The sequence below is a fragment of the Pseudomonas sp. SO81 genome (assembly GCF_030374125.1).
GTDB lineage: Bacteria > Pseudomonadota > Gammaproteobacteria > Pseudomonadales > Pseudomonadaceae > Aquipseudomonas.
In genome coordinates, this window is the sequence record NZ_CP126126.1 from 3,913,862 (window position 1) to 3,934,066 (window position 20,205).

Sequence of the window (20,205 nt, forward strand, 5' to 3'; positions counted from 1 at the left end):
CCTCAGGCGCTGATCGCGGCCTCCTCGGCCAGCCGGGCGATGGCCGCGTCCAGTTCGTCGAGGGCGTTCTGCGCGTTCGGATCATCCTGCTTGAGCAGGGTCTCGCTGCGCTGGCAGGCTGCGCGCAGCTGCGGCACGCCGCAGTAGCGGGTGGCGCCGTGCAGGCGATGGACCCGCTCGATCAGCGCGTTGCGCTCGCCGCTGTCGCGGGCCTGGCGAATGGCCTGGCGATCGGCGGGCAGGCCGGCCAGCAGCATGCTGAGCATGTCGCTGGCCAGGTCGGCCTTGCCGGCGGCCAGGCGCAGGCCTTCCTCGGCGTCGAGCACGCGCAGGCTGGCGCTGATCGCCGCCGTGGCGGACGCGGCTGGCTGCGAATGGTTGCGCAGTGCCAGGCCGGTCCACTTGAGTACCACCTGGGCCAGCTGGCGCTCGTTGATCGGCTTGGTCAGGTAGTCGTCCATGCCGCCCTGCAGCAGGGCGCGTTTCTCGTTGGCCAGGGCGTGGGCGGTGAGGGCGACGATGGGCAGCGGGCTGCACTCGCGCTCCTGTTCCCACTGGCGGATCGCCTCGGTGGCCTGGCGACCATCCATGCCAGGCATCTGCACGTCCATGAACACCAGGTCGAAACTCTGCTTCTGTACCGCCTCGACTGCTGCGTAACCGCTGTCCACCGCCACCACCTCGGCGCCCATGTCGCCGAGCAGGGTCTGCACCAGCAGCAGGTTGGCCGGGTTGTCGTCGACGCACAGCAGGCGTGGTGCGCGGCTGGTCAGCGGCGCGGGCGCCTCGGATTTCACCTGGCGTGGGTTGATCAGCTCGCTGAGCGCGCGCAGCAACTTGCGCGTGCAGGCCGGCTTGGCCTGCAGCTGCAGATGGGTTTCCGGCAGGGCCTCATGGTACAGCGCCTGTTCGGTGGTGGGGCACAGCACCAGGGCCTTGCAGCCGAGGCGGTCGAGGTCCCAAAGGCGCTGGCCGAGCTGTTCCGGCGGCAGCTCGTGGACATTGACGCCGAGCACCGCCAGGTCGATCGGCTGGCCGGCCTCGCGCTGGCGGGCCACCTGCTCCAGCAGCTGATCGAGGCTGGCGAACTCCAGCACCTGCAGGTTGCAGTCCTCCAGCTGGTGCTGCAGGGCCTGGCGGGTCAGCTGGTGGTTCTCCAGCATGGCCACGCGGCGGCCCTGCAGCGGCGCGCGCGGCAGGTCGTCGCCGTCGTCGCGGGCCTTGGGCAGGGTCAGGCTGATCCAGAACTCCGAGCCGGTGCCGGGGTTGCTGTCGACGCCGATCTCGCCGCCCATCTGCTCGATCAGGCGCTTGGAAATCACCAGGCCGAGGCCGGTGCCGCCGGCCTGGCGGCTGAGCGAGTTGTCGGCCTGGCTGAAGGCCTGGAACAGGGCGCGCAGGTCTTCGTCGGAGAGGCCGACACCGGTGTCCTGCACGCTGATGCGCAGCTGCGCACGGTCGTCGCTCTCGTCCTCGACCATGGCGCGCACGGCGATGGTGCCTTCGCGGGTGAACTTGATGGCGTTGCTCACCAGGTTGGTCAGCACCTGCTTCAGGCGCTGCGGGTCGCCCTGCAGCGACAGCGGGGTGTCGCGGTAGATCAGGCTGACCAGCTCCAGCTGCTTCTGGTGGGCGGAGGGCGCGAGGATGGTCAGGCAGTCCTGGATCAGGTCGCGCAGGTTGAACGGGATGTTCTCCAGCACCAGCTTGCCGGCCTCGATCTTGGAGAAGTCGAGCACCTCGTTGATGATCCCCAGCAGGCTCTCGGCGGACTTCTCGATGGTGCCCAGGTAGTCCTGCTGGCGCGGGGTCAGGTCGCTCTTCTGCAGCAGGCCGGTGAAGCCGAGGATGCCGTTGAGCGGGGTGCGGATCTCGTGGCTCATGTTGGCCAGGAACTCGGACTTGATGCGGCTGGCCTCCAGGGCCTCCTTGCGCGCCAGGTCCAGCTCGATGTTCTGGATCTCGATGGTCTCCAGGTTCTGCCGCACGTCCTCGGTGGCCTGGTCGATGCTGTGCTGCAGCTCCTCCTGGGCATTCTGCAGCGACTCGGCCATGCGGTTGATGCCGGCCGCCAGTTCGTCCATCTCATGGTTGCCCAGCGGCGGCAGGCGGGTCTCCAGCTGGCCGTCCTTGAGCTGGATCACGCCCTGCTTGATGGTGCGCAGCGGGTCGTTGATCGCCCGGCTCATGCGCAGGGCGAGCAGGGCGGTGACGGTAAGGCCGGCGACGATCAGCAGCAGGCTGGCGAACAGGCTGCGATAGCCCTGCAGCAGGGTGCGGTGGTGCGACAGCTCCAGCTCGACCCAGCCCAGCAGGCGGTCGGCGCTGTCCGCCTCGGTGGGGCCGGCGAGGCTCTGGTGGCGGCCGAATACCGGCATCAGGAAGCGCGTGGCGTCCTGGCTGCTGCTGGTGGCGAGTGGCTCGACCGTGGCCTGCGGCGGTGGGTTGAGCATGTCCGGCCCGGCCTGGGCCAGGCTCTGTCGCTCGGCGGAGAGGAAGCCGACGGCGCGCACGTCCTGCTGGTTCAGCGCCTCCTCGGCCAGGCGCTCCAGCTGCGCCGCATCGCCGCGGGCCAGGGCCTGGGCGGCCAGTGGCGCCAGGTGCTGCACCGCCGTTTCGCCACGCTGCTGCAGCTGGCTGCGCAGGTCGGCCAGCTGCATCCAGGTGAAGTAGCCGCCCAGTACCAAGGCCAGCAGGCTGGTGGGTAGCAGGGTGAGCAGCAGCACGCGGCCCTTGATGCCGAGGTCCTTGAACACGGGGTTCTCCAGCGATCCGATGTTTCGCGAGTTTAGCGGCTGAGCCGATGAGCGGACAGCGGCGCGGAGCAGCGGCGTGATCTCGGCCGGTCATGCCGATATGGCCGGCGGCGGTTTGCCGGTATCATGGCGCACCTGTTTCGTGAACGGATAGCCGTCTCGCCATGACCCTGCAGTTTCCCACCATCGCCGACTGCATCGGCAACACCCCGCTGGTCCGCCTGCAACGCCTGCCCGGCAACACCTCCAATACCCTGTTGGTGAAGCTGGAGGGCAACAACCCGGCCGGTTCGGTGAAGGACCGCCCGGCGCTTTCGATGATCACCCGCGCCGAGCAGCGCGGCGACATCCAGCCCGGCGACATCCTGATCGAGGCCACCAGCGGCAACACCGGCATCGCCCTGGCGATGGCGGCGGCGATCAAGGGTTACCAGATGGTCCTGATCATGCCGGACAACTCCACCGACGAGCGCAAGGCGGCGATGACCGCCTACGGTGCCGAGCTGATCCTGGTGGACAACATGGAGGTGGCCCGCGACCTGGCCCTGGCCATGCAGGCCGAAGGCAAGGGCAAGGTGCTCGACCAGTTCGCCAACGGCGACAACCCCGAGGCCCACTACCGCGGCACCGGCCCGGAGATCTGGCAGCAAACCCAGGGCAGCATCACTCACTTCATCAGTTCGATGGGCACCACCGGCACCATCATGGGCACCTCGCGCTACCTCAAGGAGCAGAACCCGGCCATCGAGATCATCGGCCTGCAGCCGCAGGACGGCTCGGCCATCCCCGGCATCCGCCGTTGGCCCCAGGAATACCTGCCGAGCATCTATGACGCCAGTCGCGTGGATCGCGTGCTGGACATCACCCAGGCCGAGGCCGAGGAGATGATGCGGCGCATGGCGCGCGAGGAGGGCATCTTCTGCGGCGTGTCCTCCGGCGGCGCGGTGGCAGCCATGCTCAAGCTGGCGCAGGAAGTGGAGAACGCCGTGATGGTGGCGATCATCTGCGACCGTGGCGACCGCTACCTGTCGTCCGGCCTGTTCAACCGCTGACCATGAGCAAGCACAGATCGCTGCGCTTCCAGCCCGCCGGTGGCGAGCGCAAGGCGCAGGTGCCGGTCGGCAAGAAGCAGAAGTTGCTGATCGAGCGCCTGGCCAACGACGGCCGTGGCATCGCCTTCATCGATGGGCGCAGCTGGTTCGTCGCCGGTGGCCTGCCGGGCGAGGAGGTTGAAGCCCGCGTGCTGAATGCGCGCGCCCAAGTAGTGGAGGCGCGCGCCGAACGCGTGCTGCGTGCCGTGGAGCTGCGCCGTGAGGCACCCTGCGCCCACGCCGGCAGCTGTGGCGGCTGCACCCTGCAGCATCTGCCCCATGCCGAACAGCTCGCCCTGAAACAGCGCACGCTGGCCGAACAGCTGCAGCGCCTCGGTGGCGTGCAGCCGGATGAATGGGTGGCACCGCTCAGCGGCCCCGAGTTCGCCTACCGCCGCCGCGCGCGCATCGCCGTGCGCTGGGACGTCAAGGCCAAGCGCCTGGATGTCGGTTTCCGCGCCGCCGCCAGCCAGGACATAGTCGCCATCGCCGACTGCCCGGTGCTGGTACAGCCCTTGCAGCCGATCATGCGTGCCTTGCCGCAGCTGTTGCTCGGTCTGGACAAGCCCCAGGCCCTGGGTCACGTCGAGCTGTTCCATGGCACCCAGTCGGCCGTGCTGCTGCGCCATACGGCGCCGCTGGGCGAAGACGATCTGCAGCGCCTGCGCGAGTTCTGCGCCGAGCATGATGCGCAACTGTGGCTGCACGGTGCCGGCGAGCCCGAGGCAGATCAGCCCGGGCAAACCCTGGGCTATCGTCTGGAGCCCTGGAACCTGGAGCTGCAGTACCGGCCCGGCGATTTCGTCCAGGTCAACGGCGCGGTCAATCAGGCCATGGTCGAACAGGCGCTAGACTGGTTGGCGCCGCAGACTGGCGAGCGCGTGCTGGACCTGTTCTGCGGCCTGGGCAACTTCGCCCTGCCGCTGGCGCAGCAGGTGCGCGAGGTGGTGGCGGTGGAAGGTGTGCAGGCCATGGTCGAGCGGGCGCGAGCGAATGCCGCGGCCAACGGCCTGGGCAATCTGCACTTTTTCCAGGCCGACCTGTCGAACCCGCTGGCCGGCGCGCCCTGGGCCGCCGAGGGCTTCGACGCGATCCTGCTGGACCCGCCGCGCGATGGCGCCTTCGAGGTGGTCAAGCAGATCGGCGAACTGGGCGCGCGGCGCCTGGTATATGTTTCGTGCAACCCTGCGACCCTGGCGCGTGATACCGCCGAACTGGTCAAGCAGGGCTTCCGGTTGAAGCGGGCCGGGATTCTCGACATGTTCCCGCAGACGGCGCATGTGGAGGCGATGGCGTTATTCGAGGCTGGCTAGGATGCCGGCGCAATCCGACCGGCTCACAGAAGGCCGGCGATAATCCGGTGGGCTGCGACCCGCCGTAGGGAAGGCAGAAGATGGTACAGGTGAGAGCACACCAGCCGATCAACCTCGACGGCAGCATCAACCTCGAGGCCTGGCTGGACCATACGCTGAGCGTCGACCCGGCGCTGGACCGCGCGGCCCTGAAGGCGGCCTGCGAGTTCGCCCGCGAGGTGGAACAGCAGGCCAACGCCGCGCAGAACCTGTGGGCGGAAGGCAACTCCAGCTTCCAGACCGGCCTGGAGATCGCCGAGATCCTCGCCGACCTCAAGCTGGACCAGGACAGCCTGGTGGCCGCGGTGATCTACCGCGCCGTGCGCGAGGGCAAGATCAGCCTCAAGGCGGTGCAGGACAAGTTCGGCCCGGTGGTGGCCAAGCTGATCGAGGGCGTGCTGCGCATGGCCGCCATCAGCGCCTCGCTCAACCCCCGTGATTCCCTGGTGCTCGGCTCCCAGGCCCAGGTGGAGAACCTGCGCAAGATGCTGGTGGCCATGGTCGACGACGTGCGCGTGGCCCTGATCAAACTGGCCGAGCGCACCTGCGCGCTTCGCGCGGTCAAGCATGCCGATGACGAGAAGCGCCTGCGTGTGGCCCGCGAGGTGTTCGACATCTATGCGCCGCTGGCCCATCGCCTGGGCATCGGCCATATCAAGTGGGAGCTGGAGGACATCTCCTTCCGCTACCTGGAGCCCGAGCAGTACAAGCAGATCGCCAAGTTGCTGCACGAGCGCCGCCTGGACCGCGAGCAGTACATCGCCGAGGTGATGCAGCAGCTGCGTGACGAGCTGACCGCCACCGGCATCAAGCCGGACATCAGTGGCCGCGCCAAACACATCTATTCGATCTGGCGGAAGATGCAGCGCAAGGGCCTGCAGTTCAGCCAGATCTATGACGTGCGCGCGGTGCGCGTGCTGGTGCCGGAAGTGCGCGACTGCTACACCGCGCTGGGCATCGTGCACAGCCTGTGGCGGCACATCCCCAAGGAATTCGACGACTACATCGCCAACCCCAAGGAGAACGGCTACCGCTCCCTGCACACGGCGGTGATCGGCCCGGACGGCAAGGTGCTGGAGGTGCAGATCCGCACCCAGACCATGCACGAGGAAGCCGAGCTGGGCGTCTGCGCGCACTGGAAGTACAAGGGCACCGACGTCAAGGGCAACTCCGACCACTACGAGGAGAAGATCTCCTGGCTGCGCCAGGTGCTCGAGTGGCACGAGGAGCTGGGCGACATCGGCGGCCTGGCCGAGCAGCTGCGCGTGGATATCGAGCCGGACCGGGTCTACGTGTTCACCCCGGACGGCCACGCCATCGACCTGCCCAAGGGCGCCACGCCGCTGGACTTCGCCTACCGCGTGCACACCCAGATCGGCCACAACTGCCGTGGCTCCAAGGTCAACGGCCGCATCGTGCCGCTGACCTACAGCCTGCAGACCGGCGAGCAGGTGGAGATCATCACCTCCAAGCAGGGTGCGCCGAGCCGCGACTGGCTCAACCCCAACCTGGGCTACATCACCACCTCGCGGGCGCGGGCGAAGATCGTCCACTGGTTCAAGCTGCAGGATCGCGAGCAGAACGTCGCCGCCGGCAAGGCCATGCTCGATCGCGACCTGTCGCGCCTGGCGCTGTCGGCCGTGGACTTCGCCAAGCTGGCCGAGAAGTGCAACCTGAAGACGGTCGAGGACATGTACGCCGCCCTCGGCGCCGGCGACCTGCGCCTGGCCCACGCGGTCAATCTGGCCCAACAGCAGGTGGAGCCGGAGCGCGGCAACGAGCAGCTGGAGCTGATCCCGCGGCGCGCGACCTCGCCCCGTCCGGGTCGCCGCGGCGACATCCAGATCGAGGGCGTCGGCAACCTGCTGACGCAGATGGCCGGCTGCTGCCAGCCGCTGCCGGGCGACCCGATCGTCGGCTACATCACCGTCGGCCGCGGTGTCAGCATCCACCGCCAGGACTGCGCTTCGGTGCTGCAGCTGGCCGGGCGCGAGCCGGAGCGGATCATCCAGGTCAGCTGGGGCCCGGTGCCGGTGCAGACCTATCCGGTGGATATCGTCATCCGCGCCTACGACCGCTCCGGCCTGCTGCGCGACGTGACCCAGGTGCTGCTCAACGACCGCATCAACGTGCTGGCGGTGAACACCCGCTCGAACAAGGAGGACAACACCGCCTCCATGCTGCTGACCATCGAGATTCCTGGCCTGGATGCCCTGGCCCGGCTGCTGGCGCGGATCAGCCAGCTGCCCAATATCATCGAGGCGCGGCGCAATCGCAGCGGCGGTTGATTTCCCCCTCTCCCTCTGGGAGAGGGCAGGGGTGAGGGGGCCATAGGCGACTCGAAGTTGCGTGCTCCCTCACCCCCGGCCCCTCTCCCGGCGGGAGATAGGAGCATGTGGCCCAATCCCAGAGACTGACTCATGCAAGACAGTTATTCCCTCGACGACCTGCTGCACCTGATGGCCCGCCTGCGCGACCCGCAGCACGGTTGCCCCTGGGACCTCAAGCAGAGCTACGCGACCATCGTTCCCTACACCCTCGAAGAAGCCTACGAGGTGGCCGACGCCATCGAGCGCGGCGACTTCGACCACCTGCCCGGCGAGCTGGGCGACCTGCTGTTCCAGGTCGTCTACTACAGCCAGCTGGCCAGGGAGGAGGGGCGCTTCGAGTTCGCCCAGGTGGTCGATGGCATCACCCGCAAGCTGGTACGCCGTCATCCCCATGTGTTCCCCGATGGCGACCTGTACGGCGCGCCGGACATGGCCCGCCTGGAAGAGGCGGCGATCAAGCAGCGCTGGGAGGAGATCAAGGCCGAGGAGCGCGCGGAGAAGGCCGCCGCGCCGCAGCAGCTGTCGCTGCTCGACGATGTACCCCAGGCGCTGCCGGCCCTGAGCCGCGCGGCCAAGCTGCAGAAACGTGCAGCCCAGGTCGGTTTCGACTGGCCGGAAGCGCTGCCGGTGGTGGACAAGCTGCGCGAAGAGCTGGACGAAGTGCTGGAGGCCATGAGCGAAAACGACGCCGAGGCCATCGCCGAGGAGGTCGGCGACCTGCTGTTCGTGGCGGTCAATCTGGCGCGGCATCTCAAGGTCGATCCGGAAACCGCCCTGCGTGCCGCCAACAACAAGTTCGAACGGCGCTTCCACCACATCGAACAGGCATTGCGCGACGCCGGTCGCCCCATCGAGAATTGCAGCCTGGAAGAGCTCGACGCCCTGTGGGGCGAAGCCAAAAAACTGGAAAAACTGCAGCCTAGCTGCTGACTGTAGAGATCGAATATGAGCCTTTCCCTCCGCGACCAGCTGCTCAAAGCCGGCCTGGTCAATGAAAAGCAGGCCAAGCAGGCCGGCAAGCAGAAGCAGAAGCAGCAACGCCTGGAGAAGAAGAACCAGGTCGAGGTGGACGACTCGCAGAGGCAGGCCGCGCTGCAGGCCAAGGCCGAGAAGGCCGCCAAGGACCAGGAGCTGAATCGCCAGCAGCAGGAGAAGGCCGAGCAGAAGGCCATCGCCGCGCAGATCAAGCAGCTGATCGAGACCAGCCGCCTGCCCAAGCTGACCACCGAGGACTACTACAACTTCGTCGACGAGAAGAAGGTCAAGCGCCTGTCGGTCAACGCCCTGATGCGCGACAAGCTCAGCCGTGGTTCGCTGGCCATCGTTCGCCTCGGCGGCGCCTACGAGGTTATCCCGCGCGAGGCGGCGCTGAAGATCCAGGAGCGCGACCCGGCCCGCGTGCTGTTGCTCAATACCCAGACCGAGGCGCCGGACGCCGACGACCCGTACGCCGCCTACCAGGTGCCGGACGATCTGATGTGGTGATCGTTCGCCACGCCTGAACAGACGCCGCCTTCCGCCGGAATGCGGCGTTTTTCATTCCCGCTGCGCTTCTGCTAGACCTACAGGAGCGATCTCGCGCGAGGTTACGCCTCCTTGTCCCCTATTCATCCTGCATCGCGCCGCGGCCGTTTCTGCGGCCTGCTGAGCGGCCTCTGGCTGATCTGCCTGGCGCTGGTGCTGCCGGCCCAGGCCGAGGAGCTGCGTCCGGTCAGTCTGCAGCTGAAGTGGCGTCACCAGTTCCAGTTCGCCGGCTATTACCTGGCGCTGGAGCGCGGCTACTACCGCGAGGCCGGTATCGATCTGCACATCCTGCCCTGGCGGCCGGGCGTCGATGCCATGGACGAGGTGCAGGCCGAACGCGCCGACTTCGGCATCGCCGGCTCGGAATTGGTCCTGGCCCATGTGCAGGGCCGCCCTCTGGTGAGCCTGGCGGTGATCTTCCAGCATTCCCCGGCCGTGCTGTTCGCCCGCCGTGCCGCCGGTATCGGCAGCGTGCATGACCTGCCGGGCAAGCGCGTGCTGCTGCACGATTTCGAGGCAGAGCCGTTCGCCTATCTGCAGCACGAAGGCATCGCGCGCGACAGCCTGATCCGCGTGCCGCCCATGGACAACCAGCTGCAGGCCCTGCTGGAGGGCCGGGTCGATGTGATTTCCGGCTACTCCACCGACGAGGCCTATGTGCTGCAACAGCAGGGTCTCGACTATATCGAGTTGACGCCGCGTGCCGCGGGCATCGACTTCTACGGCGACGCGCTGTTCGCCAGCGAGCGCCTGCTGCTCGGCGATCCGGCACTGGTCGAGGCCTTCCGCGCCGCCAGCCTGCGTGGCTGGCGCGAGGCGTTTGCCGATGTCGACGGTAGCATCGCGCTGATTCGCCAGCGCTACGCCCCGGAGCTGAGCGAGGGCAAGCTGCGTTTCGAGGCCGAGCAGATGCGCCGCCTGGTGTTTCCCGACCTGATCGAGATGGGCTACCAGCACCAGGGGCGCTGGCAGAGCATCGCCGAGGTGTACCGGGAGCTGGGTATGTTGCCGCCGGGCGCCAGCGTCGACGGCCTGATCTACCAAGTGCCGCAGCCCCTGGGCAGTCGCATGCTCAACTGGGCCAGTCTGGTGATCCTCGCCGGCCTGCTGCTGGTGGCCTGGGTGGCGCGGCGCTTCTATCGCCTGAGTCGCTCGCTGCGCCTGAGCAATCTGGCACTGACCGAGCGCCTGCGCGAGAACCAGCAGTTGCAGGACCAGCTGCGCTTCGCCGCCGAGCGCGACCCGCTGACCAACCTGTACAACCGCCGCTATCTCTACGCCAGCCTGCCGCTGGAGATCGCCCGTGCCGAACGCGAAGGCTATGGCGTGGGGCTGGTGCTGATCGACGCCGACTACTTCAAGCTGGTCAATGACACCTACGGCCACTCGGCCGGCGACCAGGTGCTGCTGGCCCTGGCCGACCTGCTGCGCGGCCATGCGCGGGCCGGCGACATTCTCTGTCGCTGGGGCGGCGAGGAGTTTCTGCTGGTGCTGCCGCGCATCAGCCAGGCGGCGCTGGCCCAGCGCGTTGAGCAGCTGCGCCAGGACTTCAGCGAACTGGCACCGCTGGACGTGGCGCCGCAACGCCACTTCAGCTTCTCCGCCGGCTACGCCCTGTATCCGGACGACGGGGGCGACAGCGAGAGCCTGATCCTCTGCGCCGACAACGCGCTGTACGCGGCGAAGAAGGCTGGTCGCAACCAGGTGATGGCTGCAGGGCAGGGCTGAGTCAGCAGCGCGGGCCCAGCTCGACTCGCCCGAAGCGGGCGTCGGCAGTTAGTGGCGTGATCGCCAGCAAGTAATCCAGGCGCAGCCGGTGCAGGCCCTGGGCGTCGCGCACCACGAGGATTTCCTGCTTTTGCGCATCGGTCTCGGTGGTGATCGCCTCGGCCTCCAGGCGGGTGCCGTCGCGCAGCTCGATGGCCAGGCGGTAATGCTGCAGGCAGGCCACTTCGAGGTGATCGTAGAGGTTGCAGGAAACCGGCTGGTAGTCGCTCATGGTGCGTCCCCCTGCTGAAGCAATGGAGTACAGGTTAGGCCGAGTACGGGCAGAAAAAAGCCGGGCAGTGCCCGGCTTCTTCGTGTGCACGAGTATTACTCGGCGATGCCCTCGACGGTACGGCCGTCGACCTGACCGTCCTTGAGCATGATCTGATATTCCTTGCCGTCCTTCTCCACCTGGTGCAGGCGTACCAGCAGGTAGTTCCAGTCCTTGGCGAACCACAGCACGGTCTTGCGGCTGCTCTGGGTGGGGTCGCGCACGCGCTCGACCTTGATCGCGTCGATCAGGCCGGCCTTGGTACGCACGCGCTCCTCGCCGAGCACGCGGAAGTCGTAGGTCTCGATCTCGTCGCCGTCGACCACCTGGTAGCTCATGCTCTGCTTGCCGGCAGCCACGTCGTGCTGCAGTACCAGTTGGTAGGTCGACTTGTCCTGGATGCCGCGATTGAGCGGGAAGCGCACGGGCTCTCCGCGATCGTTGCCCAGTACCTGCTTCTCGGTCCAGTCGAAGTCCAGCTCGATCTGCTTGGCCTTGCCCAGACCGCTGCGGTCGAAGCGGTAGGTCAGCGGCAGGAAGGCGTCGTTCTCCATGCGGAAGGTGCTGGTCTCGTTGAGACTGGCCACCAGCATCGAGGCTTCGAAGTTCAGCTCCCAGCGGCCGTTGTCCAGGGCCTCCAGGCTGCGGCTGGCGGTGCCGCTGATCGGCACCTGCTTCCAGTCGGCGGTATAGCTGGCGGAGAAGGGCTTGAGCTCCAGGGCGGCCTGCACCGGCAGGGCCAGGAGGGCGAGCAGCATCAGCAGAACGCGGGGCATGGAATCTCCTATGTGCGGATCAGGTGTCCGGTGGCCGGCAGGTCCTTGCCGTCCAGTTGTGCGCCGCTGGCGCCCAGTCGCAGGCGGCCTTCGGCGAACCAGCGCATCGCCAGAGGATAGATGTGGTGCTCCTGGGAATGCACGCGCTGGGCCAGGCTTTCCGGCGTATCGCCAGACTCTACCGGCACCACCGCCTGTACGACCAGAGGCCCGCCATCGAGTTCCTCGGTGACGAAGTGCACGCTGCAGCCATGCTCGCTGTCACCGGCCTCCAGCGCACGCTGGTGGGTGTGCAGGCCCTTGTACTTGGGCAGCAGCGAGGGATGGATGTTCAGTAAACGGCCTTCGTAGTGACGCACGAAGTTGCCGGTGAGAATGCGCATAAAGCCGGCCAGCACCACCAGCTGCGGGTCGAAGCCGTCGATGGCCTCGACCAGCGCGGTGTCGAAGGCCTCGCGGCCGTCGAACTGCTTGTGGTCCAGCACGCGGGTGGCGATGCCGGCCTGCCTGGCGCGCTCCAGGCCGTAGGCATCGGCGCGGTTGGAGATCACCGCGGCGATGCGCGCCGGATTGCCGTCGTTGGCGATGCTGTCGATCAGGGCCTGCAGATTGCTGCCGGACCCCGAGATCAGCACCACGACATTGCAGTCGCCCATCAGTGGGCTTTCAGGTTGTTCAGCACGACCAGCTCGGCACCTTCGGCGGCCTGGGCGATCTGGCCGATCACCCACGGGGTTTCACCCGAGGCGCGCAGGCTGGCCAGGGCGGCCTCGACCTGATCCTGGGCGACGCAGATGACCATGCCGACGCCGCAGTTCAGTACGCGGTGCATCTCGTGCTCGTCGACGTTGCCTTTTTCCTGCAGGAAGTCGAACACGGCCGGACGGTTCCAGCTGGCCACGTCGATGACCGCCTGGGCGCCTTGCGGCAGCACACGCGGGATATTGTCGAGCAGGCCGCCGCCGGTGATGTGGGCCATGGCCTTGACCGCGCCGGTGTCCTTGATCAGCTTGAGCAGCGGCTTGACGTAGATGCGGGTCGGCGCCATCAGCAGGTCGGCCAGTTTGCTGCCGTTCAGCTCGGTGGCTTCGATGTCGGTGCCGGAGACTTCGAGGATCTTGCGGATCAGCGAGTAGCCGTTGGAGTGCGGGCCGGAGGAGGGCAGGGCGATCAGGGCGTCGCCGGTGACCACTTTGGAGCCGTCGATGATCTCGGCCTTTTCCACCACGCCGACGCAGAAGCCGGCCAGGTCGTAGTCTTCGCCTTCGTACATGCCCGGCATCTCGGCGGTTTCACCACCCACCAGGGAGCAGCCGGCCAGCTCGCAACCGGCGCCGATGCCGGTAACCACGGTGGCGGCCACGTCGACGTTGAGCTTGCCGGTGGCGTAGTAGTCGAGGAAGAACAGCGGCTCGGCGCCGCACACCACCAGGTCGTTGACGCACATGGCGACCAGGTCCTGGCCGATGCTGTCGTGCTTGTTCAGGTTCAGCGCCAGGCGCAGCTTGGTACCGACGCCGTCGGTGCCGGACACCAGTACCGGCTGCTTGTAGCCGGCGGGAATTTCGCAGAGGGCGCCGAAACCACCCAGGCCACCCATTACTTCCGGACGCGCGGTGCGCTTGGCCACGCCTTTGATGCGCTCGACCAGGGCTTCGCCGGCGTCGATGTCGACACCTGCATCCTTGTAGCTGATGGAGGGTTGCTTGCTCATGGGTTCAGGCCTTTAGAAGGGGGAATGCTGTGGGCGACCGGCATTGGCGCGGGCCGGTCCGCGAAGGCGCGCGATTTTATCAGGCTTGCCCGCCAGCGGCCACCGGGCGCGACGGTTGCCCGGGGGCAGGCGGCTGTTTAAGGTATAGCCCTTCACGTGCCGCGCCGGCACATCCCTCCGAGCCGAGACCCTATCGATGCGCCTGTCCGCCCGCCTGCTTGCACTTTGCCTCCCGCTATTCAGCCTGCCGGCCCTGGCCGAGACGGTCAGTGGCCTCTATCAGGTGCGCGAGCCGGTCACCAGCCAGCAGCCGGAGGAGCGCACGGCCGCCCTCAATCGTGCCCTGGAGACCCTGGTGCTGCGCCTGACCGGCGATGCCAAGGCGGTGCAGAGCCCGGCGCTGGAAGGCGTGCGCCAGGACCCGCAACAACTGGTCAGCCAGTACGTCTACGAGGGCGAGACCCTGGTGGTGGACTTCGATCCTGTGACCACCGAGAACAAGCTGCGCCAGGCCGGCCTGGCGCTGTGGGGCGCCAATCGCCCGGCCATCCTGGCCTGGTGGCTGAACAGCGGCGCCGAAGGTGCCAGCCTGATCGGCGATGGCCAGGACGCCGCCGCGCCGCTGCAACAGGCCGCCCAGCATCGCGGTCTGCCGCTGCGTCTGCCGCTGGCCGATCTGCAGGAGCAACTGGTGGCTACCCCGGAGAACCTCGGCGCTAGCCAGCCGGATGCGCTGCAACCGGCCTCCGAGCGCTACGGCGCGGATGCCCTGCTGGCCGTGCAGGCCCGTGAAGAGGGCAGCCAGTGGCAGGCCGAGTGGCGCCTGTGGCTGGGTGACGCCCGCGAGCAGGGCAAGGCCCAGGGTGCCGATCAGAAGGCGCTGGCCGACGCCCTGCTGCTGGCGGTGAGCGAGCGTCTGGCGCCGCGCTTCCTGGTCAAGCCGGGCGCCGCCAGCGCCCTGACCCTGGAAGTCCAGGGCGCCGACCTGGGGCGTTACGCTGAACTGGAACGCCTGCTCGAGCCCTTCGCCGCGCGCCTGGTGCGAATCAAGGGCGATCAGATGGTCTGGCAGGTCAACGCCAGCGCCGAGCAGCTGCGCGCCCAGCTGGGCCTGGCTGGCCTGCAGGAAGTGCCGGCCGATGCCGCGCCGCTGGATGCCGGCGGCGATCCCCAGGCTGCGCCCGCTCCGGCACCGGCCAATCTCATGCGCTTCAGCTGGTAACCGCGGTTCGCCGTTTAAGGACTGATAGGTGCACTGCCCACTGGGCGTGCAGGTTCCATCACTAGAGGCGGAGTGCCTGAGATGACCGATTCGCGGCGCTGGCTGTGGCTGGCCGGACTGTTCCTGTGTGGCTGGCTGATCTACCTGCTCACCCCAATCCTGTCGCCGTTCCTGGTGGCGATGCTGCTGGCCTACATGGGCGATCCGCTGGTCGATCGCCTGGAAAAGCGTGGCCTGTCACGCACCTGGAGCGTGGTCATCGTCTTCGGGCTGTTCAGCCTGCTGTTGCTGATCATGTTGCTGGTGCTGATCCCCATGCTCGGCCGTCAGCTGGTGCGTCTCTACGAGCTGGCACCGCAGGGTCTGGATTGGGCGCAGCACCAGGCGCTGCCCTGGGTGCAGGCGCAACTCGGCCTGGCCGAGGGATTCTGGCGCTTCGAACAGGTCAAGCAGGCGCTGTCCGGGCACCTGGGCAAAACCACCGACATCGTCGGCGGCCTGCTGGCCCAGGCCACCGCATCGAGCCTGGCGCTGCTCGGCTGGCTGGGCAACCTGTTCCTGATCCCGGTGGTGGCGTTCTATCTGCTGCGCGACTGGGACCTGATGATGGCCAAGCTGCAGAACCTGCTGCCGCGCGCCCGCGAGGGCCTGATCGTGCGTCTGGTCGGCGAATGCCATGAAGTGCTCGGCGCTTTCATGCGCGGCCAGTTGCTGGTGATGCTGGCGCTGGCCGCCATCTATTCGGTCGGCCTGATGGCCGTCGGCCTGGAACTGGGCCTGCTGATCGGCCTGCTCGCCGGCCTGGCCAGCATCGTGCCGTACATGGGCTTCGTCGTCGGCTTCGGCGCCGCCGTGGTGGCCGCGCTGTTCCAGTACGCCGGCTTCGATCTGTACCCGCTGATCGGCATCGCCGTGGTGTTCAGCATCGGCCAACTGCTCGAAGGCATGGTGCTGACCCCCATGCTGGTCGGTGATCGCATCGGCCTGCACCCGGTCGCCGTGATCTTCGCCATCCTCGCCGGCGGTCAGCTATTCGGTTTCACCGGCGTACTACTGGCCCTGCCGGTGGCCGCAGTGATCATGGTTTTGCTGCGCCATGCGCATGATTTCTATAAACTTTCCGCACTTTACGGAGAGTCTTCCGGCGATTCGCAAGAACCGCCGCCCAGTGCATGAAACCTGTACAACTGCCCCTTGGCGTGCGTCTGCGTGACGACGCCACCTTCGCCAACTACTACCCCGGCGCCAACGCGGCCGCGCTCGGCTATGTCGAGCGCCTGTGCGAGGCCGATGCCGGCTGGACCGAGAGCCTGATCTACCTCTGGGGCGGCGAGGGCGTGGGGCGCAGCCATCTGCTGCAGGCGGCCTGCCTGCGCTTCGAGCAGCGTGGCGAGCAGGCCGTGTACCTACCCCTGGCCGAAGTGGCGGATTACGGTCCCGAGCTGCTCGATGGCCTGGATCAGGCCGAGCTGGTCTGCCTGGACGATCTCGACGCCGTGGCCGGTCGTGCGGATTGGGAAGAGGCGCTGTTCCACCTGTTCAATCGCCTGCGCGATTCCGGCCGCCGCCTGCTGCTGGCCGCCACCGTGTCGCCGCGCGAGTTGCCGATCCAGCTGCCCGACCTGCAGTCGCGCCTGACCCTGGCGCTGGTGTTCCAGCTGCATTCCCTGTCCGACGAAGACAAGCTGCGCGCCCTGCAGCTGCGCGCCTCGCGCCGTGGCCTGCACCTTACCGACGAAGTCGGTCGCTTTATCCTCACCCGCGGCGAACGCAGCATGAGCGCGCTGTTCGAGCTGCTGGAACGCCTCGACCAGGCCTCGCTGCAGGCCCAGCGCAAGCTGACCATTCCCTTCCTCAAGGAAACCCTGGGCTGGTAAGGCCCAGGGCTCGCTCAGACTACTCGCCCGCCAGCTTGCGGTCGTACTGGAACTTCCAGCGCACATAGAGCAGGGCGCTGCAGAACAGCAGCAGGCTGATCACCGTCTCCAGGGCGCCGAACAGGGCGCGGTTCGGGTCGATGGCGGCCAGCACGCCCTGGATGAAATAGATGTTTACCACGAAGCAGGCCCAGGCGTGGGCGCGGGCGTTGCCCAGCAGCAACCCGGGCGCGAGCAGCAGCAGCGGCAGCAGCTGGATGCTCAGCACTACCCAGGTGCGCGCGCCGTGCAGGTCGGCGAAGGCCAGGTTCCACACCAGCAGCAGGACCAGCAGGGCGGCGAAGCTGAACAGGCTGAGGGCGCGGCTGATCTTCAGGCGCGGGGCCAGCCACTCGAGGCTGGGCAGGGGCTTGGGCGTTTTAGCCACGGGTGGTCTCCAGTTTCGCGGCGGTGTTCGCCAGGCGCTGGCCGAGTGCGCGGCACAGGGCGATTTCGTGTTCGTCGAGACTGCGTTTGCCGTCGGCGCCGGCATGGTGGCTGGGGCCGTAAGGCGTGCCGCCGCCGCGGGTGTCGAGCAGGGCGCCTTCGCTGTAGGGCAGGCCGCAGACCAGCATGCCGTGGTGCAGCAACGGCAGCATCATCGACAGCAGGGTGCTTTCCTGGCCGCCATGCAGGCTGGAGGTCGAGGTGAACACGCCGGCCGGTTTGCCGACCAGCTCGCCGGTCAGCCACAGGCTGCTGGTGCCGTCGATGAAGTACTTCATCGGCGCGGCCATGTTGCCGAAGCGGGTCGGGCTGCCCAGGGCCAGGCCGGCGCACTGCTTGAGATCGTCGATGCTGACGTACAGCGCGCCTTCCTCGGGGATGGCCGGGGCCACGGCCTCGCATTCGCTGGACACCGCCGGCACCGTGCGCAGGCGCGCCTCCAGGCCGCCCAGTTCGATGCCGCGGGCAATCTGCCGGGCCATCTCGGCGGTGGCGCCGTGGCGGCTGTAGTAGAGCACCAGGATATAGGGCGAACTCATGCCAGCAGCTCCAGCACCTTCTCCGGCGGGCGACCGATCACGGCGCGCTTGCCGGCGATCAGGATCGGCCGCTCGATCAGCTTGGGATGGGCGGCCATGGCGGCGATCAGTTGCTCATCGCTGAGGCTGGCATCGCCCAGGCCGAGCTCCTTGTATTCGTCCTCGCCACTGCGCAGCAGCGCGCGGGCGCCGATGCCCAGCTTGCTCAGCAGCTCGCGCAGTTCGGCTGCGCTGGGTGGCGTTTCCAGGTAGCGCACCACTTGCGGTGTCAGGCCGCGGGCTTCGAGCAGCTCCAGTGCGCCGCGGGACTTGGAACAGCGCGGGTTGTGGTAGAGGGTCAGATCGGTCATGGCGGGTGCCCATTGGCGAATGAGGGCGCTATTCTAGCCGCGTCGAGCACGAAACGGGTTCTAAGGAGTGGGCATGCGGCAGCGGCTGGATGATGTGGTGGAGTTCTGGCGTTTCCTGTTGCAGCGTTTCCTCGCCGACCGCGCCATTAACAGCGCCGCCGCGCTGACCTACACCACGCTGTTCGCCGTGGTGCCGGTGATGACCGTGACCTTCGCCACGCTCTCCGCCGTGCCGGCGTTTCAGGACACCGGCGAGCAGATTCAGAGCTTCATCTTCCACAACTTCGTGCCGTCGTCCGGCGAGACGGTGCAGCAGTACCTGCGCGAGTTCACTACCCAGGCGCGTCACCTGACCTGGGTCGGCGTGGCGCTGTTGGCGGTCACCGCGTTCTTCATGCTGGTGACCATCGAGAAGACCTTCAACGCGATCTGGCGGGTGCGTCAGCCGCGCCGGGGTATTTCCAGCTTCTTGCTGTACTGGGCGATCCTCAGTCTGGGGCCGCTGCTGCTGGGCGCCGGTTTTGCCGTGACCACCTACATCGCCTCGCTGTCGCTGCTGTCCGGGCCGGACGCGCTGATCGGCGCCAAGACCCTGCTGGGTTTCGCGCCGCTGCTGTTCAGCACGGCGGCGTTCACCCTGATCTATTCGGCGGTGCCCAATGCCCGCGTGCCGCTGGCGCATGCGCTGACCGGTGGGCTGTTCGCCGCGGTGCTGGTGGAAATAGCCAAGGGCATCTTCGGCCTGTTCGTCAGCCTGTTCCCCGGTTATCAGCTGATCTACGGGGCCTTCGCCACGGTGCCGTTGTTTCTGCTGTGGGTCTATCTGTCCTGGCTGATCGTGCTGTTCGGTGCCGAGCTGGTATGCAACCTGTCGTCGTCGCGTATCTGGCGGCGTCGTGCCGTGCCGCGCCTGCTGGTGCTACTCGGCGTACTGCGGGTATTCCACGATCGTCAGCAGCGTGGTCGGCCGGTGCGCCATCTCGATGTGCAGCGCGAAGGCTGGTTGCTGCCGGAGGACGAGTGGGAAGAAGTGCTCGACTTCCTCGAGCGTGAACAGTTGATCTGTCGCACCAGCGGCGGTGGCTGGGTGCTGTGTCGCGATCTTGAGCATTACAGCCTGCATCGCCTGCTCGGTCATAGCCCCTGGCCGCTGCCGCGACCGGGGCAGTTGCCGGAACAACTGGACGAGGTCTGGTATCCGGCGCTGCGCCAGGCATTGGCGCAACTGCATGAGCAGCAGGCGGCGCTGTTCGATGGCAGCCTCGCGCAGTGGCTGCGTGCCAAGGAATAGGCTTGCCAGAAGTGACGAAAAAAGTCAGTTTAAGGCGAGGTGCAGTCTGTCGCATGAGACTGCAGGTGCGCTGAGGCGCAGAAACCACCGGCCCAGGAAGGCTGGCACGCTTCTGGCAACTACCCAGCTATATGCTGGCACACTGCTAGCGGCCTGATGACTCAGGGAAGTCGAGTGAATGAGCAGTAGCAAGAACAAGATAGTGCCGTTGCAGCCCCGGGACTCGGAGGAGGCGTTGGAGCGGCTCAACCGCATCACCGGCCTGCGCTTCTCGCGTTGGCCCGAGTCACTGGCAGCACTGGCCCGCCAGGCAGCGGAAGAGGCCGAGCCGCCGAAGCCCAGCAGCGTGGTGCGCTTCGGGGTTTTCTGAGCCCCCGAAAAACAAAACCCCCGCCGAGGCGGGGGTGGGGAAGAGCCGGAAGTGTCAGGCCAGCGCCTGGCGGGAAGCGGCGTCTAGCATTTCCACGGCTTGCACGAATAGTTCCTCGACGATCAGCGTCTGCGCCGGTACCGCCGAGCGCAGGCGCACCTGCATGTCCTCGATCTTCTGCTTCATCGGCAGGCGGGCGATGCCGGAGAGCATGACCTTGTTGTGCCCGTTGACCTTGCCATGATCCACCGCCACTTCGCGTACCTGGCTGCCGTCACGGTAGCGCACCATCAGCGACACCGGCAGGTTGGCCAGCCCCGGCAGGTGCAGCCACACCGCCACGTTGAACTCCCCGACCCGGCCCTCATAGGGCGTTACGCTCAGGCGCGCGCTATTGACGATGCTGGCAGGTACTGGGCCGATCAGCTTGTCGTTGGCTTGGGACATGGGAGGGCTCCGGCAGAACTCGTTGGTATAGGAATGGGCGGA

20 protein-coding genes are annotated in these 20,205 nt (G+C 67.2%); 11 read left to right on the forward strand and 9 right to left on the reverse strand.

Annotated features, from left to right (window positions below):
• Positions 1-2: 2 nt before the first annotated feature.
• Positions 3-2,756, reverse strand: a complete 2,754-nt coding sequence (locus OH686_RS18455) for a response regulator (protein ID WP_289534346.1) — start codon at positions 2,754-2,756, stop codon at positions 3-5.
• A gap of 164 nt (positions 2,757-2,920) precedes the next feature.
• On the opposite strand from OH686_RS18455, the gene cysM reads away from it, so the two are divergent.
• From cysM to OH686_RS18485, 6 genes are all read left to right on the forward strand, one after another.
• Positions 2,921-3,808, forward strand: coding sequence for a cysteine synthase CysM (cysM, locus tag OH686_RS18460; RefSeq protein WP_289534348.1), 888 nt, complete (start codon positions 2,921-2,923; stop codon positions 3,806-3,808).
• Positions 3,809-3,810: 2 nt separating this feature from the next.
• Entirely contained in the window at positions 3,811-5,160 is a 1,350-nt protein-coding gene (gene rlmD, locus OH686_RS18465; RefSeq protein WP_289534350.1) for a 23S rRNA (uracil(1939)-C(5))-methyltransferase RlmD, read from the forward strand.
• 80 nt (positions 5,161-5,240) lie between these two features.
• A complete protein-coding gene (gene relA, locus OH686_RS18470; RefSeq protein ID WP_137971359.1) occupies positions 5,241-7,487 on the forward strand; it encodes a GTP diphosphokinase in 2,247 nt (748 codons plus the stop codon).
• A gap of 132 nt (positions 7,488-7,619) precedes the next feature.
• Positions 7,620-8,459, forward strand: a complete 840-nt coding sequence (gene mazG / locus OH686_RS18475) for a nucleoside triphosphate pyrophosphohydrolase (RefSeq protein ID WP_289534351.1) — start codon at positions 7,620-7,622, stop codon at positions 8,457-8,459.
• A 15-nt stretch (positions 8,460-8,474) separates the two neighbouring features.
• On the forward strand, positions 8,475-9,014 hold the full coding sequence (locus tag OH686_RS18480; RefSeq protein WP_289534352.1) for a DUF2058 domain-containing protein: 540 nt from the start codon (positions 8,475-8,477) through the stop codon (positions 9,012-9,014).
• Positions 9,015-9,125: 111 nt separating this feature from the next.
• Entirely contained in the window at positions 9,126-10,781 is a 1,656-nt protein-coding gene (locus tag OH686_RS18485; RefSeq protein ID WP_289534353.1) for a GGDEF domain-containing protein, read from the forward strand.
• 1 nt (position 10,782) lies between these two features.
• Here OH686_RS18485 and OH686_RS18490 read toward each other — a convergent pair whose 3' ends face one another.
• From OH686_RS18490 to purM, 4 genes are all read right to left on the reverse strand, one after another.
• Positions 10,783-11,052: a Rho-binding antiterminator gene (locus OH686_RS18490; protein WP_289534354.1), complete on the reverse strand. Its 270-nt coding sequence runs from the start codon at positions 11,050-11,052 to the stop codon at positions 10,783-10,785.
• Between the two features lie 95 nt (positions 11,053-11,147).
• Positions 11,148-11,867: a DUF3108 domain-containing protein gene (locus OH686_RS18495; protein ID WP_137971364.1), complete on the reverse strand. Its 720-nt coding sequence runs from the start codon at positions 11,865-11,867 to the stop codon at positions 11,148-11,150.
• Between the two features lie 8 nt (positions 11,868-11,875).
• The gene (gene purN, locus OH686_RS18500; protein ID WP_371920095.1) at positions 11,876-12,523 is read right to left on the reverse strand and encodes a phosphoribosylglycinamide formyltransferase; all 648 of its coding nucleotides are present in this window, start codon (positions 12,521-12,523) and stop codon (positions 11,876-11,878) included.
• Positions 12,523-13,581, reverse strand: a complete 1,059-nt coding sequence (gene purM / locus OH686_RS18505; protein WP_289534356.1) for a phosphoribosylformylglycinamidine cyclo-ligase — start codon at positions 13,579-13,581, stop codon at positions 12,523-12,525. The genes purN and purM overlap by 1 nt, the downstream gene beginning before the upstream one ends.
• A gap of 196 nt (positions 13,582-13,777) precedes the next feature.
• On the opposite strand from purM, the gene OH686_RS18510 reads away from it, so the two are divergent.
• The 3 genes from OH686_RS18510 (at position 13,778) to hda (ending at position 16,680) form a co-directional block, all read left to right on the forward strand.
• Positions 13,778-14,803: a DUF2066 domain-containing protein gene (locus OH686_RS18510; RefSeq protein WP_289534357.1), complete on the forward strand. Its 1,026-nt coding sequence runs from the start codon at positions 13,778-13,780 to the stop codon at positions 14,801-14,803.
• A gap of 81 nt (positions 14,804-14,884) precedes the next feature.
• Positions 14,885-15,979 carry an AI-2E family transporter gene (locus OH686_RS18515; protein WP_289534359.1) on the forward strand — a complete coding sequence of 365 codons (1,095 nt, stop codon included), beginning with the start codon at positions 14,885-14,887 and terminating at the stop codon, positions 15,977-15,979.
• The gene (gene hda / locus OH686_RS18520) at positions 15,976-16,680 is read left to right on the forward strand and encodes a DnaA regulatory inactivator Hda (RefSeq protein WP_289534360.1); all 705 of its coding nucleotides are present in this window, start codon (positions 15,976-15,978) and stop codon (positions 16,678-16,680) included. Before OH686_RS18515 ends, hda begins: the two co-directional genes overlap by 4 nt.
• A 19-nt stretch (positions 16,681-16,699) precedes the next feature.
• On the opposite strand, the gene OH686_RS18525 is transcribed toward hda, so the two are convergent.
• From OH686_RS18525 to arsC, 3 genes are read right to left on the reverse strand one after another with little or no spacing between them, the layout of a single operon-like run.
• On the reverse strand, positions 16,700-17,107 hold the full coding sequence (locus OH686_RS18525) for a DUF2069 domain-containing protein (RefSeq protein WP_289534361.1): 408 nt from the start codon (positions 17,105-17,107) through the stop codon (positions 16,700-16,702).
• The gene (wrbA, locus tag OH686_RS18530) at positions 17,100-17,705 is read right to left on the reverse strand and encodes an NAD(P)H:quinone oxidoreductase (RefSeq protein WP_289534363.1); all 606 of its coding nucleotides are present in this window, start codon (positions 17,703-17,705) and stop codon (positions 17,100-17,102) included. Before wrbA ends, OH686_RS18525 begins: the two co-directional genes overlap by 8 nt.
• Positions 17,702-18,055 (reverse strand): arsenate reductase (glutaredoxin), encoded by a 354-nt coding sequence (gene arsC, locus OH686_RS18535; protein WP_289534365.1) that lies wholly within the window; start codon positions 18,053-18,055, stop codon positions 17,702-17,704. The genes wrbA and arsC overlap by 4 nt, the downstream gene beginning before the upstream one ends.
• Positions 18,056-18,128: 73 nt before the next feature.
• Here arsC and OH686_RS18540 point away from each other — a divergent pair, with 73 nt between their 5' ends.
• Together OH686_RS18540 and OH686_RS18545 are read left to right on the forward strand one after the other, a co-directional pair.
• Positions 18,129-19,346, forward strand: coding sequence for a YihY family inner membrane protein (locus OH686_RS18540; RefSeq protein ID WP_289534367.1), 1,218 nt, complete (start codon positions 18,129-18,131; stop codon positions 19,344-19,346).
• A 178-nt stretch (positions 19,347-19,524) separates the two neighbouring features.
• The gene (locus tag OH686_RS18545) at positions 19,525-19,716 is read left to right on the forward strand and encodes a hypothetical protein (RefSeq protein ID WP_137971374.1); all 192 of its coding nucleotides are present in this window, start codon (positions 19,525-19,527) and stop codon (positions 19,714-19,716) included.
• 54 nt (positions 19,717-19,770) lie between these two features.
• Here OH686_RS18545 and OH686_RS18550 read toward each other — a convergent pair whose 3' ends face one another.
• Positions 19,771-20,163, reverse strand: a complete 393-nt coding sequence (locus OH686_RS18550; RefSeq protein ID WP_137971375.1) for a hypothetical protein — start codon at positions 20,161-20,163, stop codon at positions 19,771-19,773.
• Positions 20,164-20,205 lie beyond the last annotated feature (42 nt).